Source organism: Pseudomonas sp. SbOxS1 (genome assembly GCF_013416725.1).
Classification (GTDB): Bacteria; Pseudomonadota; Gammaproteobacteria; order Pseudomonadales; family Pseudomonadaceae; genus Aquipseudomonas.
The window spans coordinates 1-15,853 of record NZ_JAAVXC010000076.1 but is presented as its reverse complement, the minus strand read 5'-3'; the positions used below and the strand labels follow the sequence as shown (position 1 = coordinate 15,853).

12 protein-coding genes are annotated in these 15,853 nt (G+C 61.4%); 6 read left to right on the top strand and 6 right to left on the bottom strand.

Annotation, left to right across the window (positions count from 1 at the left end; translation table 11 throughout):
* Window positions 1-1,001: 1,001 nt before the first annotated feature.
* Genes nirB through HFK74_RS32870 form a run of 3 tightly spaced genes read left to right on the top strand, consistent with a single transcriptional unit; the run spans window position 1,002 to window position 4,409 of the window.
* A complete protein-coding gene (nirB, locus tag HFK74_RS32880) occupies window positions 1,002-3,563 on the top strand; it encodes a nitrite reductase large subunit NirB (RefSeq protein WP_180207225.1) in 2,562 nt (853 codons plus the stop codon).
* Entirely contained in the window at window positions 3,563-3,937 is a 375-nt protein-coding gene (gene nirD / locus HFK74_RS32875; RefSeq protein ID WP_180207224.1) for a nitrite reductase small subunit NirD, read from the top strand. The genes nirB and nirD overlap by 1 nt, the downstream gene beginning before the upstream one ends.
* A 31-nt stretch (window positions 3,938-3,968) precedes the next feature.
* Window positions 3,969-4,409 (top strand): CBS domain-containing protein, encoded by a 441-nt coding sequence (locus HFK74_RS32870; RefSeq protein WP_008061144.1) that lies wholly within the window; start codon window positions 3,969-3,971, stop codon window positions 4,407-4,409.
* Window positions 4,410-4,498: 89 nt separating this feature from the next.
* On the opposite strand, the gene HFK74_RS32865 is transcribed toward HFK74_RS32870, so the two are convergent.
* Complete coding sequence (locus tag HFK74_RS32865; RefSeq protein ID WP_180207223.1) at window positions 4,499-4,930, bottom strand: nuclear transport factor 2 family protein; 432 nt, start codon at window positions 4,928-4,930, stop codon at window positions 4,499-4,501.
* A 172-nt stretch (window positions 4,931-5,102) separates the two neighbouring features.
* On the opposite strand from HFK74_RS32865, the gene HFK74_RS32860 reads away from it, so the two are divergent.
* The gene (locus HFK74_RS32860) at window positions 5,103-5,807 is read left to right on the top strand and encodes a DUF2238 domain-containing protein (protein ID WP_180207222.1); all 705 of its coding nucleotides are present in this window, start codon (window positions 5,103-5,105) and stop codon (window positions 5,805-5,807) included.
* A 67-nt stretch (window positions 5,808-5,874) separates the two neighbouring features.
* Window positions 5,875-7,488, top strand: coding sequence for a methyl-accepting chemotaxis protein (locus HFK74_RS32855; RefSeq protein ID WP_180207221.1), 1,614 nt, complete (start codon window positions 5,875-5,877; stop codon window positions 7,486-7,488).
* A gap of 166 nt (window positions 7,489-7,654) precedes the next feature.
* Here HFK74_RS32855 and ilvD read toward each other — a convergent pair whose 3' ends face one another.
* Window positions 7,655-9,337, bottom strand: a complete 1,683-nt coding sequence (gene ilvD, locus HFK74_RS32850) for a dihydroxy-acid dehydratase (RefSeq protein WP_180207220.1) — start codon at window positions 9,335-9,337, stop codon at window positions 7,655-7,657.
* A gap of 459 nt (window positions 9,338-9,796) precedes the next feature.
* Here ilvD and mqo point away from each other — a divergent pair, with 459 nt between their 5' ends.
* On the top strand, window positions 9,797-11,440 hold the full coding sequence (gene mqo / locus HFK74_RS32845) for a malate dehydrogenase (quinone) (protein ID WP_180207219.1): 1,644 nt from the start codon (window positions 9,797-9,799) through the stop codon (window positions 11,438-11,440).
* A 296-nt stretch (window positions 11,441-11,736) separates the two neighbouring features.
* On the opposite strand, the gene HFK74_RS32840 is transcribed toward mqo, so the two are convergent.
* The 4 genes from HFK74_RS32840 to HFK74_RS32825 all read right to left on the bottom strand — a co-directional run bounded on the left by HFK74_RS32840 (window position 11,737) and on the right by HFK74_RS32825 (window position 15,516).
* Complete coding sequence (locus HFK74_RS32840) at window positions 11,737-12,189, bottom strand: hypothetical protein (RefSeq protein ID WP_180207218.1); 453 nt, start codon at window positions 12,187-12,189, stop codon at window positions 11,737-11,739.
* A gap of 76 nt (window positions 12,190-12,265) precedes the next feature.
* Complete coding sequence (locus tag HFK74_RS32835) at window positions 12,266-12,760, bottom strand: PaaI family thioesterase (RefSeq protein WP_180207217.1); 495 nt, start codon at window positions 12,758-12,760, stop codon at window positions 12,266-12,268.
* Between the two features lie 204 nt (window positions 12,761-12,964).
* Window positions 12,965-14,143 carry a PLP-dependent aspartate aminotransferase family protein gene (locus HFK74_RS32830; protein WP_180207216.1) on the bottom strand — a complete coding sequence of 393 codons (1,179 nt, stop codon included), beginning with the start codon at window positions 14,141-14,143 and terminating at the stop codon, window positions 12,965-12,967.
* A complete protein-coding gene (locus tag HFK74_RS32825) occupies window positions 14,140-15,516 on the bottom strand; it encodes a pyridoxal-phosphate dependent enzyme (protein ID WP_180207215.1) in 1,377 nt (458 codons plus the stop codon). The genes HFK74_RS32830 and HFK74_RS32825 overlap by 4 nt, the downstream gene beginning before the upstream one ends.
* Between the last annotated feature and the right edge of the window lie 337 nt (window positions 15,517-15,853).

Genomic DNA, 15,853 nt, shown 5'->3' with positions numbered 1-15,853 from the left:
GAACGATCAGGTTGGGGGTAACCGGAAAAGTCAGGTCGGCTTTAAGGCCGCCTCGCTTTGGCTTTAGATTTTGGGTGCCCCGTTAACCACGATGGCCGAACGCAGGCATTGCGCAGTGGGTAAACCGGCAGGACGCCGGTTTAGCCGCGCTGGGCCAAGGATGGCCCATCGCGGCGACCCACGGAGCAATGCCTTCGTTATGGCATGCCGAGCCCTAGCGAGGCACCGAGTGGTGGGGCAAAGCCTTTTGGTTCCTTTTTGGCGTTTGTGTACGGACCGGACACATGGTGGACACATGTGCGGGGACATGGTTGACGGACATGCTCAGGGTGTGAGGTGGCAAGAAAATCAAAAGCCAGATCAAAAGCAAAAGCGAGGCGGCCTACCAGCCGGCCTGATTTCGGATGTGCGCGATTTCCCGTAGGAGCCAGGCTTGCCGGCGAAGGCGTCCTCAAGGCCGCCCCGTCGCTCGCAGCTGAACCCGATCCACTGTAGGCGCGAGCCTGCTCGCGATAGCGCACTGTCAGGCAACGACAATGTTGACCATGGAATTGTCATCGCGAGCAGGCTCGCTCCCACAGGTTTTGCGCACTTTTAAAGCGCGATGACCGACAGCAGTGCACCACTGCGAAGCGGGTTGCCGATCCATTGCCCCCTGCGAAATCAACCGCTGGCAACTACACCCATCTCGCCAAATACCTGCCTATCTGGCGGGCAGCAAGGGCTAAACACTCATGTTTCCACCACCATGAAGGGTTCTTGCGGCCGACTGGCACAAACACTGCATTAACACCTTCAAGCCCATCCAAAAAAGATGGGCAGCCCTCTCGGTCAACGAAGATCGACTGGCCGCACAGGTCGTGGGCAATATCGGTGGATCAGGCATGGCCGTCTGGTTTTCAACACCGCAAAAGAACAGGCAAAGACGCCTGGAACCGCAAGGTTTCAGGCGTTTTTTTTTGCTTTTTTTCACCGTGATGGGCTTAGGGCAGGTGTCGTTTATGAATTCCAATGTAGCCAGTTTGAACAAGCTGCAAACGCTGATCGTGATCGGCAATGGCATGGTCGGGCATCATTGTGTCGAGCAGTTGATCGAGCGCGGCGCGCTTGACCGCTATCGGCTGCACGTCTTCAGCGAAGAGCCGATGCGTGCCTACGACCGCGTGCATCTGTCCGAATACTTCTCCGGTCGCGACGCCGAGTCGCTGGCACTCAGTGACGCGGCGCTGTACGAGACGCCCGGCGTCACTTTGCACCTGGGGGTGCCGGTGCTGGAGATCGACCGCGCCCGGCGCCAGGTGATCACCGCACAAGGCTGCGTTGCCTATGACAAGCTGGTCCTGGCCACCGGCTCTTATCCGTTCGTGCCGCCGATCGAAGGCGCCGAAGGCGATTCGCGCCTGGTCTATCGCACCCTGGAAGACCTCGATGCGATTCGTGCCGCGGCGGCCAATGCCCGGCGCGGGGTGGTGGTCGGCGGTGGTTTGCTGGGCCTTGAAGCCGCCAACGCCCTGAAAAGCCTCGGCCTCGAAGCGCACGTGGTGGAATTCGCCCCACGCCTGATGCCGGTGCAGCTGGATGATCTGGGTGGGCTGGCGCTCAAGGCGCAGATCGAGCGCCTCGGCGTCGGTGTGCACCTGTCCCGCGCCACGCAATCGATCAGCGCCGGCGAGCAGTACCGCTACCGGATGAACTTTGCCAACGACGAGTTCCTCGAGACCGACCTGATCGTGTTCTCCGCCGGTATCCGTGCCCAGGATGCGCTGGCCCGGCAATGCGCGCTGGAGATCGGCCCGCGCGGTGGCGTGGTGATCGACGACACCTGCCTGAGCTGTGACCCGAACATCTACGCCATCGGTGAATGTGCTTCCTGGAATGGCAGCCTGTTCGGCCTGGTCGCGCCGGGCTACCAGATGGCGCGCAGTGTCGCAGCACGCCTGTGTGACGACGCCGCCGAGCCGTTCCAGGGCGCCGACATGTCGACCAAGCTCAAGCTGCTGGGCGTCGACGTCGGCTCCATCGGCGATGCCCACGCCAACACGCCGGGTGCGCGCAGCTATCAGTTCATCGACGAAACGACGGCCAGCTACCGCCGCCTGGTGGTGGATGCCAGCGGCAAACACGTGCTCGGTGCCGTGCTGATCGGCGACAACAGCTATTACGACACGCTGCTGCAATACATGCAGAACGCGATCGCCTTGCCGTCAGAACCGGCGGCGTTGATCCTGCCGTCGTCCGAAGGCGCGCCGACCCTCGGCCCTGGCGCCTTGCCGGAAACGGCCACGGTCTGCTCGTGCCACAACGTGACCAAGGGCGCCATCTGCTCGGCCATCGACGGCGGATGCAGCGACCTCGGCCTGCTCAAGTCGCAGACCAAGGCCTGCACCGGTTGCGGTGGTTGCGCCGGGTTGCTCAAGCAAGTCTTCGAGCATGAATTGATTGCCCGTGGGGTCAGCGTCGACAAGAGCCTGTGCGAACACTTCGCCTACACCCGTCAGGAACTGTATGCGCTGGTGCGGGTAGAAGGGGTGATCACCTTCGAGGAACTGCTGGCCAAGCATGGCCGTGGTCACACCGGGTGCGATGTGTGCAAGCCGGCGGTGGGTTCAATCCTGGCGTCGTGCTGGAACCAGCCGATCATGGACCCTTCGCTGGTGCCGCTGCAGGACACCAACGACACCTTCATGGCCAACATGCAGAAAAACGGCACCTATTCCGTCGTGCCGCGCATCCCCGGTGGCGAGATCACCGCCGACAAGCTGATTGCCATTGGCGTGGTGGCGAAGAAATACGACCTCTACACCAAAATCACCGGCGGCCAGCGCATCGACCTGTTTGGCGCGCAGTTGCATCAGTTGCCGGACATCTGGAGCGAACTGATTGAGGCTGGTTTCGAAACCGGCCACGCCTACGGCAAATCGACCCGCACGGTGAAGTCCTGCGTCGGCAGTACCTGGTGCCGCTATGGGGTGCAGGACAGCGTGCAAATGGCCCTGACCATCGAAGATCGCTACAAGGGCCTGCGTTCGCCGCACAAGCTCAAGTTCGCGGTGTCTGGTTGCACCCGTGAATGCGCCGAGGCGCAAAGCAAGGACGTCGGCGTGATCGCCACCGAGAAAGGCTGGAACCTCTACATCGCCGGCAATGGCGGCATGCGCCCGCGCCATGCCGAGCTGTTCGCCACCGACCTCGATGACGCGACCCTGATCCGCTACATCGACCGCTTCCTGATGTTCTACATCCGCACCGCCGACAAGTTGCAGCGCACTTCGGTCTGGCGCGAAAGCCTGGAAGGCGGCCTGGACTACCTCAAGGACGTGATCATCCACGACAGCCTGGGCCTGGGTGCCGAGCTCGAGTCGCAGATGCAGCTGGTGGTCAATCGCTACGAATGCGAGTGGGCCAACGCCCTCAAGGACCCGGAAAAACTCAAGCGCTTCCGTACCTTCGTCAACGATAAACGCCCGGACCCGGACATCCACTTTGTCCAGGAGCGTGGTCAACGCCGGCCGATCATGGCGGCTGAACTCAACCTGATCCCTGTTACCGAGGAGACTGTCTGATGAACCCGTCCAATACCCAACGCGTTGAAGCCCGTGCGTCTGTCGTCTGGCAATCGGTGTGCAGCCAGCAGGACCTGGTGAATGACTCCGGTGTGGTGGTGTGGCTGGACGGTGCCCAGGTGGCGCTGTTCTACCTGCCGGGCGTGGAGGGCAAAACCCTTTACGCCATCGACAACCACGACCCGCAATCGGGGGCCAATGTCATCGGCCGCGGACTGGTCGGCAGCATCAAGGGCGACCTGGTCGTTGCCTCACCCATTTACAAGCAGCATTTTCGTCTTGAGGACGGCAGTTGCCTGGAGTACCCGCAACAGCGTTTGCGGGTCTGGCCGGTGAGGCTGAACGAAGGGCTGGTGGAGGTCGGGGTGGCCTGACGTTGTACGCCATTCACATCGGGAGACGGACATGAAGACAGCCGCACAGTTGCTCAAGCTCAAGGTCGTGGAAAACCAGCAGGTGCACAGCATCGCACCGGACGCCATGGTGCTGGAGGCCGTGCAAAAAATGGCCGAAAAGAACGTGGGTGCGTTGCCGGTGATCGAAAAGGGCCAGGTCGTCGGGGTGATCAGCGAGCGTGACTATGCGCGCAAGGTGGTGCTGCTGGGGCGTTCGTCAGTCGGCACGCCGGTCAGGGCCATCATGAGCTCCCCGGTGGTCACGGCCGATAGCCAACAGAGCATCGAGCATTGCATGGCGGTCATGACGGACAGCCATTTGCGACACTTGCCGGTGGTGGAGAATGGCGAGTTGATCGGCTTGCTGTCGATTGGCGATCTGGTCAAGGAAGCCATTGTCGAGCAGGCCGACCTGATTCGACAGTTTGAACATTACATTCGCGGGCACTGAGACAAGCTGTTTATCAACGCAGCACAAAAGGGGACGGATGGGCGGGTAGACGCCAATCCGTTCCATTTTTTTTCGGGATCACCCGAACATCAGAACTTGAACGCCTGTCGTCCTACCAGTAGCCATTTTCCGCTCTGTTTTTGCCAGATCTGGAAGTTCTCGATTTCCGTCGGGACCACCTCGGTGCCTTTGAGGGCCTGGGCCGAGAAGTGGTGGCGAACCAAGGCAACATCGCCGGAAACGGTGATGGTCTGGTTCTGCATCTCAAGGGTCTTGAAGGTACTTTTGCCGGTTTCGATATCGGCGATGAATTGCTGCTTGTCCTGGATCTTGCCGCTGGAATGGCCGTAGGTGAGGTTTTCGGCCGTCAACGCGTTCAGCTCGGCAATGTCCTTGTGCAGCATCGCCTGGGTCAAGTGATCGACGGCTTGCGCCACGTCCTTGTCCCCGGAAGCCGGGGTGGCGGCGACGTAGCCGCTGAACAGGCAGAGAAAACCAATCAGCACTTTTGCTTTTTTCATGAGGATTCCTTGTTGTTGTGGGAGATCGGATTGACAAGTACGAAACAGCTCGTCAGTCATCGTACAACATAACATGCAAGGTCAGAAAAAAGCGAACTTGCGGCGAAGGCGTATCTCGAAGTTAAAAGCCCGTATGGAATCTGCAATTCAAGGGTATCGGGGAGTTCAAATCATGCAGCCCAAGGAACATCCGCGATACGAATTGACGCTGCTGATAGTGTTTGTACTCATCGTCATTGCACTGGGCTATTCCCCGCGCAGCCGGGTGGATTGGGCGCTGGAGAACCTGCTGGCGCTGCTGCTGGTGGGGACGTTGGTGGTTTTCTATCGCCATTTTCGCCTGTCAGCGGCGTCCCTTGCGCTGGTGTTCGTTTTCTTGTGCATTCATGAGTTGGGCGCGCATTACACCTATTCCCTGGTGCCTTACGATCGCTGGTGTTCGACCCTGACCGGCGTCAGTTTCGACAAGAGTTTTGGCCTGCACCGCAACCACTACGACCGCCTGGTTCACTTGAGTTACGGGCTGTTGATGGCTTGGCCGATCCGCGAAGTGCTGCTGCGGCTGACGCCATTGCGCGGGCGCTGGCTGTTTTTCATGGCCCTGAACATCGTCCTGTCGACCTCGGCCGTCTACGAACTGGTGGAATGGATCGGTGGGGCCTACCTGGGCGACGACACGGCCAAAGCCTTCGTCGGCGCGCAGAACGACCCGTGGGATTCACAAAAGGACATGGCCCTCGCCGTCGCCGGCGCATTCGTCAGCCTGCTCTTGGTTTCCCTGCGCCATACGGCAGAGAAAGCCGCGTTACCTACCGCATGTCGAAAAAACAGCAATCCGTGGGGACAGGCTTCAACTCGCGCAAAAACCCGTCGATAACCTCTTGAGATGCCATTCGCGGTGGCCGTTGGCCAACCAACATACGTGCCAGGAGAGGAACCACAGAGTGTCCATAAAACTGCGTTTACTGTTGTTGATCGGGACGGGGTTGCTGGCCGCGTTGATCATGAGCCTCGTCGCTTACCTGGGAACGGCCCGGCTGGCGGATGCGGTGCAAGACAACGATATCGGCATGAGCGTGCTGCGCAATCATCTGGAAGCCGACATGATGCACGACGCCTTGCGCGCCGACGTGCTGGCGGCGATGCTGGTGGGGCTGGGCAAAAGCACCAGCAGCAAGGCCGAGATACGCGGCTCTATCGATGAGCACGCCGCGCATTTTCGTGAAGTGCTGGGTGAAAACCTCAAGCTGGCGGTGAACGACACCCTCAAGGACGCCCTGAACCAGATCAAGCCGAGCCTCGACACCTACATCAGTGCCGCCGAGCGCATGGTGGGCCTGGCGCTGGAAAACCCCGAGGCCGCGCAACAGCAACTGGCCGCCTTCAACAGCGCGTTCAGCCAGCTGGAGGCGCAGATGGCGGCCCTCAGCGAGCGCATTGAACTCAACACCCAGCAGACTAGCCAAGGCACCGCGCATGCCATCAGTAACGCCAACCTGACCCTGGGCGGCGTGCTGATCGCCAGCCTGCTGTTGCTGCTGGCCCAGGGCCGCTGGGTGATCCTGAGCATCATGAGCCCGCTGCGGGCGGCCAGCCGCATCGCCGAGCGTATCGCCCATGGCAACCTGAGCGAGACGATTGTCGAGCCCGAGCACAAGGACGAAGCCAGCACCCTGATTCGCAGCCTGGCGACCATGCAGCGTGATCTGCGCGGCATGATCGAAGTGGTGCGCAGCAATGCCCATGGCGTCAGCGGCATGAGCACGCGACTGAGCGATGGCTGTCACCAGGTGGCCGGCAGCAGCCAGCAGCAAAGCACTGCCGCCAGCACCATGGCCGCCGCTGCCAGCGAAATGACCGCGAGCATCGAGGAGATCACTCGGCATGCCGAACGCGCGCTGGACATGGCCAACCAGGCCGAGGCGCTGGCCAAGGATGGCGGGCGGGTGATCCATCAGGTGGTCAGCGACATGGACGGCATCGCCCGTTCGGCGCAGCAGTCGGCGCAGGTGATCCGCACGCTGGACAAGGAATCCGAAGGGATTTTCAGCATCATCCAGGTGATCAAGGGCATCGCCGACCAGACCAATCTGTTGGCGCTCAACGCCGCCATCGAGGCCGCCCGCGCAGGCGAGCAGGGGCGTGGTTTTGCCGTGGTGGCCGACGAAGTGCGAAGCCTGGCGGGCCGCACCAGCGCCTCGACCCAGGAAATCGCCGCCATGGTCTCGCGCATCCAGCAAAATACCCACCAGGCGGTGATCAGCATGGAGGAGGGCGTGGCCCAGGTCGACAAAGGCATGGCCGTGACCGCCGACGTCGAGCGCGCCATCCGCGAGATCCTCGAGGCCACGCTCAACACCACGCAACTGGTCAACGACATCAGCCGCACCATCGGCGAGCAGAGTCTGGCCAGCAATGAAATCGCCCATCAGGTGGAGATGATTGCCGGCATGTCGGAAGGCAACAGCAAGGTGATTGGGCAGACGGCTTTGACGACGGATGAGTTGTCCAGTCTGGCGGGGAAACTGTCGCAGTCGGTGGATCGGTTTCGGCTTTGAGGATTGAGTTTGGTCAGCTGATTATTCGCTGGTCGATAGGGCCCCTTCGCGGGCAAGCCCGCTCCTACAGGGTCCGATGTGAACACAAATTATGTGTACACCATCAATCACTGTGGGAGCGGGCTTGCCCGCGATGAGGCCAGTTCAGCCAATGCAGAACTTGAAATTAAAGGTACTTGTCCGTCACCGCCCCCTCCGAAGCGCTGGATACCGTCTTCGCATACTTGGCCAACACCCCGCGCTTGTACTTCGACTCCGGCCGCACCCAGGAGGCCTTGCGCCTGGCCAGCTCGGCATCGGTCACATCAACGTTGATCTGCCGGGTTTGCGCATCGATGGTGATCCGGTCGCCATCTTCAATCAACGCGATAGGCCCACCTTCAAACGCCTCCGGCGTGATATGCCCGACCACGAAACCATGGGAACCACCGGAAAAACGGCCATCGGTGATCAGCGCCACGTCCTTGCCCAAACCCTTGCCCATCACCGCCGACGTCGGCGAGAGCATTTCGCGCATGCCCGGTCCGCCCTTGGGTCCTTCGTAGCGAATCACGATCACGTCGCCGGCCTGCACTTCGCCGTTGAGGATGCCGGCCAGCGCGCCTTCCTCGCCGTGGTACACACGGGCTTTGCCTTCGAAGCGCAGGCCTTCCTTGCCGGTGATCTTGGCCACGGCGCCGGTGGGCGCGAGGTTGCCGCGCAGGATCACCAGGTGCGAGTCCTTCTTGATCGGCTGGTCGAAGGGCAGGATCACGTCCTGGCCGGCAGGGTAGTCGGGCACGTTCTCGAGGTTTTCCGCCAGGGTCTTGCCGGTCACGGTCAGCACATCGCCGTGCAGCATGCCGGCGGCGAGCATGCGCTTCATCAAGGGCTGGATGCCGCCAATGGCCACCAGTTCGCTCATCATGTATTTGCCACTGGGGCGCAGGTCGGCCACCACCGGGGAAATCTTGCCCAGCTCGACGAAGTCATCCAGGGTCAGCTCGACATCCACGGCATTGGCCATGGCCAACAGATGCAGCACGGCATTGGTCGAGCCGGCGAGGGCGATCACCACGCGGATGGCGTTTTCGAAGGCCTTGCGGGTCATGATGTCCCGGGGCTTGAGGTCAAGCTTGAGCAATTCCATGACTTGCTGGCCAGCGCGGAAGCTGTCCGAAGCCTTGTCGCTGCCCACGGCGTCCTGGGAGCTCGAGCCGGGCAGGCTCATGCCCAGCGCCTCGATGGCCGAGGCCATGGTGTTGGCGGTGTACATGCCGCCACAGGAACCAGGGCCGGGAATCGCCACTTCCTCGATCTGCTTGACCTGGATCTCGCTGATGTCACCGCGCGCGTGCTGGCCCACGGCTTCGAACACGGAAATGATGTCGGTGTGGCCGGCGCCCGGTCGAATGGTGCCGCCATAGACGAAGATCGAAGGGCGATTGAGCCGCGCCATGCCGATCAGGCAGCCGGGCATGTTCTTGTCGCAACCGCCCACGGTCACCAGCCCGTCAAAGCCTTCGCAACCGACCACCACTTCGATGGAGTCGGCAATCACCTCGCGGGACACCAGTGAATATTTCATGCCTTCGGTGCCGTTGGCGATGCCGTCGGAAATGGTGATGGTGTTGAAAATCACGCCTTTGGCACCCGCGGCGTTTGCACCTTTTTCGGCTTCGATCGCGAGTTTGTCGATGTGCATGTTGCAGGGCGTGACCATCGCCCAGGTGGAGGCGATGCCGATCTGCGGTTTCTTGAAGTCTTCGTCGGTAAAGCCCACTGCACGCAGCATGGCGCGGGCGGGTGCGGCCTCCACGCCGTCGATCACCTGGGAGGAATATTTGCGCAGATCGTCTTTGTCGCTCATGGCTGTTCCCCACATGTTTATCTGATGACCTGTGAGTATAGTCACCACCTGTAGGAGCCAGGCTTGCCGGCGAAGGCGTCCGAAAGACCAGCGCAATGTTCAAGGACGCCTTCGCCGGCAAGCCAGGCTCCTACAAGGCCCTTCGCCAACAGATCCATCACCCGCGGGCTGGCCTTGTCGTGATATTCTTGGCAACAACTTGGTTTGATCTATTCAGTTTTCCTGTCCTTGAGACGGGCGAGCAGAATCACTGTCGCTCAAGTAGCTGAAGCCAAAAAAGATAAAAAGTCAGTTCAGTAGGGACATATAACTGGGGTCGATGCAGTCAGTCGGCCTTGTGTGCCCACCTTCCAGCCGTCATGTGCGAGAACCCGCGGCAGACTTGCCTGAATGCCGTGAAACAAACGGCTCGCGATTGAAGATGGAAGGGCGGATGGCGTTTTATCATAGGTGCTACAGATGTTTAAGAAAGTGAACACGGCCCTGCTGGGGCTGGCCTTGTCGTTGGGGATGACGACAGCCCAGGCCGAAGAGGCCAAGAAAGTCGACGTGCTGTTGATCGGCGGCGGCATCATGAGCGCAACCCTCGGTGTGTGGCTCAATGAGCTGGAACCCGGCACTTCGATGGAAATGATCGAGCGCCTGGACGGCGTCGCCCAGGAAAGCTCCAACGGCTGGAACAACGCCGGTACCGGTCACTCCGCCCTGGCCGAGCTGAACTACACCCCGGAAGACGACAAGGGCAATGTCTCGATCCCGAAAGCCGTTGAAATCAACGAAGCGTTCCAGATCTCCCGTCAGTTCTGGGCCTGGCAGGTCCAGCAAGGCGTGCTGAAGAACCCGCGTTCGTTCATCAACTCCACACCGCACATGAGTTTCGTGTGGGGCGATGACAACATCAAGTTCCTGAAAAAGCGCTACGAAGCCCTGCAGGCAAGCCCGCTGTTCGCCGGCATGCAGTACTCCGAAGACCCGGCCGTGATCAAGAAGTGGGTCCCGCTGATGATGGAAGGGCGTGACCCGAACCAGAAAATCGCGGCCACCTGGTCTCCGATCGGTACCGACGTGAACTTTGGCGAAATCACCCGCCAGTTCGTTGCTCACCTGCAAACCACACCGAAATTCGACTTGAAGCTGTCCAGCGAAGTGCAGGACATCACCAAGAACGCCGACGGCAGCTGGCGCGTCAGCTACAAAAACCTGAAAGACGGCAGCAAGTCCGAAACCGACGCCAAGTTCGTGTTCATCGGCGCTGGCGGCGGTGCCCTGCATCTGCTGCAGAAATCCGGCATTCCTGAAGCCAAGGAATACGCAGGCTTCCCGGTGGGCGGCTCGTTCCTGGTGACCGAGAACCCGACCATCGCCGAGCAACACCTGGCCAAGGCCTACGGCAAGGCTTCGGTTGGCGCACCGCCGATGTCGGTTCCGCACCTGGACACCCGTGTCCTGGACGGCAAGCGCGTGATCCTGTTTGGCCCATTCGCCACCTTCAGCACCAAGTTCCTCAAGGAAGGTTCGTACCTGGACCTGCTGACCACCACCACCACTCATAACGTGTGGCCAATGACCAAGGTCGGCATCAAGGAATACCCGCTGGTCGAGTACCTTGCCGGTCAACTGATGCTGTCGGACGAAGACCGCCTCAACGCCCTGAAGGAATACTTCCCGAATGCCAAGGCCGAGGACTGGCGCCTGTGGCAAGCCGGCCAGCGCGTGCAGATCATCAAGCGTGACGAAGCCGCCGGTGGCGTGCTGAAACTGGGCACCGAAATCGTCGCTTCGCAAGACGGCACCATCGCCGGCCTGCTGGGCGCGTCCCCAGGCGCTTCGACCGCCGCACCGATCATGCTGACCGTGCTGCAGAAAGTGTTCAAGGACAAGGTCGCGACCCCGGCCTGGCAGGAAAAGCTGCATCAAATTGTGCCGAGCTACGGCACCCAGCTCAACGCCAGCCCTGAAAAGGTTGCCGAGGAATGGGCCTACACCGCCAAGGTGCTGGAACTGACTCCGCCACCTGCGATCGGCCAGGCTGTTGCTCCGGCTGTCGAGGCTGAGAAAGCCAAGGCACCGAAAGAGAATGCTGCGGCGGACATGGCGCTGTAACTGAACGCCTGAGCAAAAAGCCCACTGAGCCAGGGATGGCCAGTGGGCTTTTTTGTATCCCTGTCTGTTTCATCTGATCCGTATTTTTCATCGCTTTCTGACGCTGTAATGCAATCAGCCCGAGCCCCACAATGACGGCAAGTTGCGCAGCGGTAGCCGCGGTGCACCGCACTTTCGAAATGTAGGAGGCTCTATGGGCAAGATGGCGATTTTCCTCGGTGGTTTTCTTGTGTTGACCATTCTGATTGGCGTGCTGGCAACGATTTCGCCGGTGTGAGGCCAGCGGGTACAAGCGCCTACTTCGCCGGGGCTTGTTGCTTGATGTTCCCGCAGAAAATATCGACGTTGCCGTCAGTCGCTGCGGTTCGCACGACGATGTGATAGTCACCGGCCAGCAACTCAGGCAGGGCCACGGGCACGCTTCTGGAGAAGGTCCAGCCGCGAATGGGTTGGCGTTCGGTGTTGACCTTGTCATTCATGGCGTACGCGACGGGGCCGGGTTGCTCGCAACTGCCTTTGTTGATGAAACTGTAGAGGCGCAGGGGCAGGGCGGCGCCGCTTGGAACGCCGCTGATGAAGAAACTGAGTCCGGTTTGCTGGTCCCATTCGGACAATGCGACATTGCCGATCTGCCCGGTGTTCTGCCGGGTGGCAACCAGGGTGACCGACACGCTCTCCCTCGATGAGGTGGCGCAGCCGAACAGGCTGGCGCCAATGATTAGCGCCGCCAGTGAATGTCTGAGCTTCATGGCCAAACTCCTGTGGTGAATAACGGCAAGTGGAGATTAGCGGGTATAGCTCATTTATCGAGTGCTGGCCGCACACCTACCGCCCGTGCGCGCTGTCTGCCAGTTGCGTGGTATCGACCCGTACGAAGATGGAGTCGCCCACCGCGGTCAGCACGTCCCCGGCGAAAACTTCGCAGATGACCCGGGTCTTGCGTCCGACCTCACCTTCCACGCGCGCGCGCAGGGTCAGCGGGATACCCATGGGTGTCGGCTTGATGAACTTGATGCCGAGGTTGCCGGTGACGCAATTGATGCGTGGCAGGCTGGCGGGGTCGCGGTTTTCCGCGCGGTAGTGATAGGCCATTACCGCCCAGTTGGAATGGCAATCGACCAACATGGCGATCAGTCCGCCGTAGACCAGGTCCGGCCAGCCGCAGTACATGGGATCCGGCAGGTGCTCGGCCATGACATGCACGCCGTCCTCATGCCAGTAGCTCTTGATGTGCAGCCCTTGGGGATTGCTGCTGCCGCAGCCGTAACACACGCCATCGGGCGCGGCGGCGTCTTGCAGGGAAGTGTCGTGGTTGGACATGTGTCGATGTTCCGAAAAATTCAAATTATTGTTTGGTGTCGAACGGGACGCTGCGGTGTAACTGTTGTTCCGCGTTATCGTTCTTCGCGCTGTAGGAGCCAGGCTTGCCGGCGAACGGGACACCGCGGTGTAGCTGTCGCAACGCGTCATCGTTCTTCGCCGGCAAGCCTGGCTCCTACAGGCGAACAACGCTCCTACAGGTTTCTATATTCGCGCCAGCGCCTGCGCCAAGTCTGCGCGCAAGTCTTCGATATCCTCAACCCCCACGGACAGGCGCACCAGCGCATCGCCGATGCCCAGCTGCGCGCGGGTTTCCACGGGGATGGTGGCGTGGGTCATGATCGCCGGGTGTTCGATCAGGCTTTCCACCCCGCCCAGGCTTTCGGCCAGGGCGAAAATCTGTACGTTTTCCAGGAAGCGCCGGGAACCGGCCAGGTCAGTGTTCAGGTCGACGGAGATCATCCCGCCGTAGCCGCGCATTTGCTGCCGCGCCAGTTCATGCTGCGGGTGCGAGGGCAGGCCCGGGTAGTAGACGCGGGCGACTTGCGGCTGGCGTTCCAGCCATTGCGCCAGTTCCAGTGCATTGCTGCAGTGGCGTTCCATGCGCAGCGCCAGGGTCTTGACCCCGCGCAGGGTGAGAAAGGCGTCGAACGGTCCGGCGATGGCGCCCACGGCGTTCTGCAGGAAACCCAGACGCTCGGCCAGTTCGGCATTTTGCCCGACCACGGCGATGCCGCCGATCACGTCAGAGTGGCCATTGAGGTACTTGGTGGTCGAATGCAGCACGATGTCGAAGCCCAGTTCCAGCGGGCGTTGTATCCACGGGCTGGCAAAGGTGTTGTCTGCCACACAGATGATGCCGCGATCGCGGCAGGTGCGGGCGATGGCGGCAAGGTCGGTGAGACGCAACAGGGGGTTGCTCGGCGTCTCGACCATGACCATGCGCGTGTCGTCCTGCAAGGCGGCTTCGAAGGCGGCGAGGTCGGTCAGGTCGACGAAGCTGAAGCGATGCCCGGCGCTGCGTTGGCGGACCTTGTCGAACAGGCGGAACGTGCCGCCGTACAGGTCATTGCCCGAGACGATGTGTGAACCGGCGTCTACCAGTTCCAGCACCGTGGAAATGGTTGCCAGCCCCGAGGCGAAGGCAAAGCCCCGAGTGCCGCCTTCGAGGTCGGCCACGCAGCGTTCCAGCGCCCAACGTGTCGGATTGTGCGAACGCCCGTAGTCGAGACCCTTGTGTACCCCGGGGCTCTGCTGCAGATAGGTGGAGTTGGCGTAGATCGGCGGCATCAGCGCGCCGGTCGAAGGGTCCGGCGTTTGCCCTGCATGGATCACGCGGGTGGCGAAGCCCCGAGGCGGGGCATTTTCATCGTGCTGACTCATGGCAGGGATCTCCGCAGGTGATTGAGCATGTCGGTTCGGGTGATCAGGCCGTGGAAACCCGAGGCATCCTGGATGATCGCCACCAGTCCACGGCCCAGTTCCGCCTCCAGGTCCGCCAACGAGGCGCCGGGGGACAGGGTTTGCAGTTTGTCGGTCATGGCGCTGGATACGGTCGCGCGAAAGTGCGTAACGTCTTCATGCACGCCCAGCAGGATGTCGGACTCGTCGATCACGCCGACCAGTTGTTTACCGTTCACCAGCACCGGCAGTTGCGACACATCCGCCAGGCGCATGCGCTGGAACGCGGTGAGCAGGGTGTCATCGGGGCCGACGCTGATCACCCGGCCGTCCTCGAAGCGCCGTGCGATCAGGTCGCGCAGGTCGCCGTACTGCTTGCTTTTCAGCAGCCCCTGATCGTTCATCCACTGGTCGTTGTAGACCTTCGACAGGTAGCGGGTGCCGGTGTCGCAGACGAAGCTGACCACCCGCTTCGGTTGGGTCTGCTCGCGGCAGTAGCGCAATGCCGCCGCCAGCAGGGTGCCGGTCGACGAACCGCCGAGAATGCCCTCGGCACGCAGCAACTGGCGGGCATGGTCGAAGCTTTCCTCGTCGCTGATCGAGTAGGCGTGGCGCACGCTGGACAGGTCGGCGATCGACGGAATGAAGTCTTCGCCGATGCCTTCCACCGCCCAGGAGCCGGGGGTGGGGAGGGTGCCGCTGCGGCTGTATTCGGCCATCACCGAGCCGACCGGGTCGGCCAGGACCATTTCCAGTTCCGGTTGCACGCGGCTGAAGAACCGGGTCAGCCCGGTCAGCGTGCCGGCCGAACCCACGCCGACCACGATGGCATCGACATCATGCTGGGTCTGCGCCCAGATCTCCGGCGCGGTACTGCACTCATGGGCCAGCGGGTTGGCCGGGTTGTTGAACTGGTCGGCGAAGAAGGCGTCGGGGATTTCACTGGCCAGGCGCCCGGCAACGTCCTGGTAATACTCCGGGTGACCCTTGCCGACATCGGAGCGGGTGATGTGCACCTCGGCGCCCATGGCCTTGAGGTGCAGGACCTTCTCGGTGGACATCTTGTCCGGCACCACCAGCACCACCCGATAGCCCTTGGCACGACCGACCAGTGCCAGGCCCAGGCCGGTATTGCCGGCCGTAGCTTCGACGATGGTGCCACCGGGTCGCAGGCGGCCGTCGCGCTCGGCGGCGTCGATCATCGCCAGGCCGATGCGGTCCTTGATCGAACCACCGGGGTTCTGTGATTCGAGCTTGAGAAACAGCGTGCAGGGGCCGGTATCGAAACGGCTGACGCGGACCAGGGGGGTGTTACCGATCAGCTCGAGTACGGCAGGGCGGGAGTCGTTGGGCATGTCGTCACCTCGTTGCGCTAGCACAATGGATGGACAAAAAGACGGCGGCGGGTTGTCGCGCCGGTCGTGACAATGTTGTGTCTGGACCATAGGCCGGGATTGCCAGACTCGCAACCGTCCGATCGAAAGTGTCCGCTGGGATGTATTTGAGGACTGGATTGGGGGGATATCCATTGCTGCGGTAACGGCCACTTATGGTTTCGCCCTTACGGCGAGTCCCTTTTTCAAACGCCAAAAAGGAACCAAAAGGCTTTGCCCCACCACTTGGTGCCTCGCTTAGGCTCGGCATGCCCTCTCTCCGGCATTGCTCCGTGGGTCGCCGCGATGGGCCATCCCT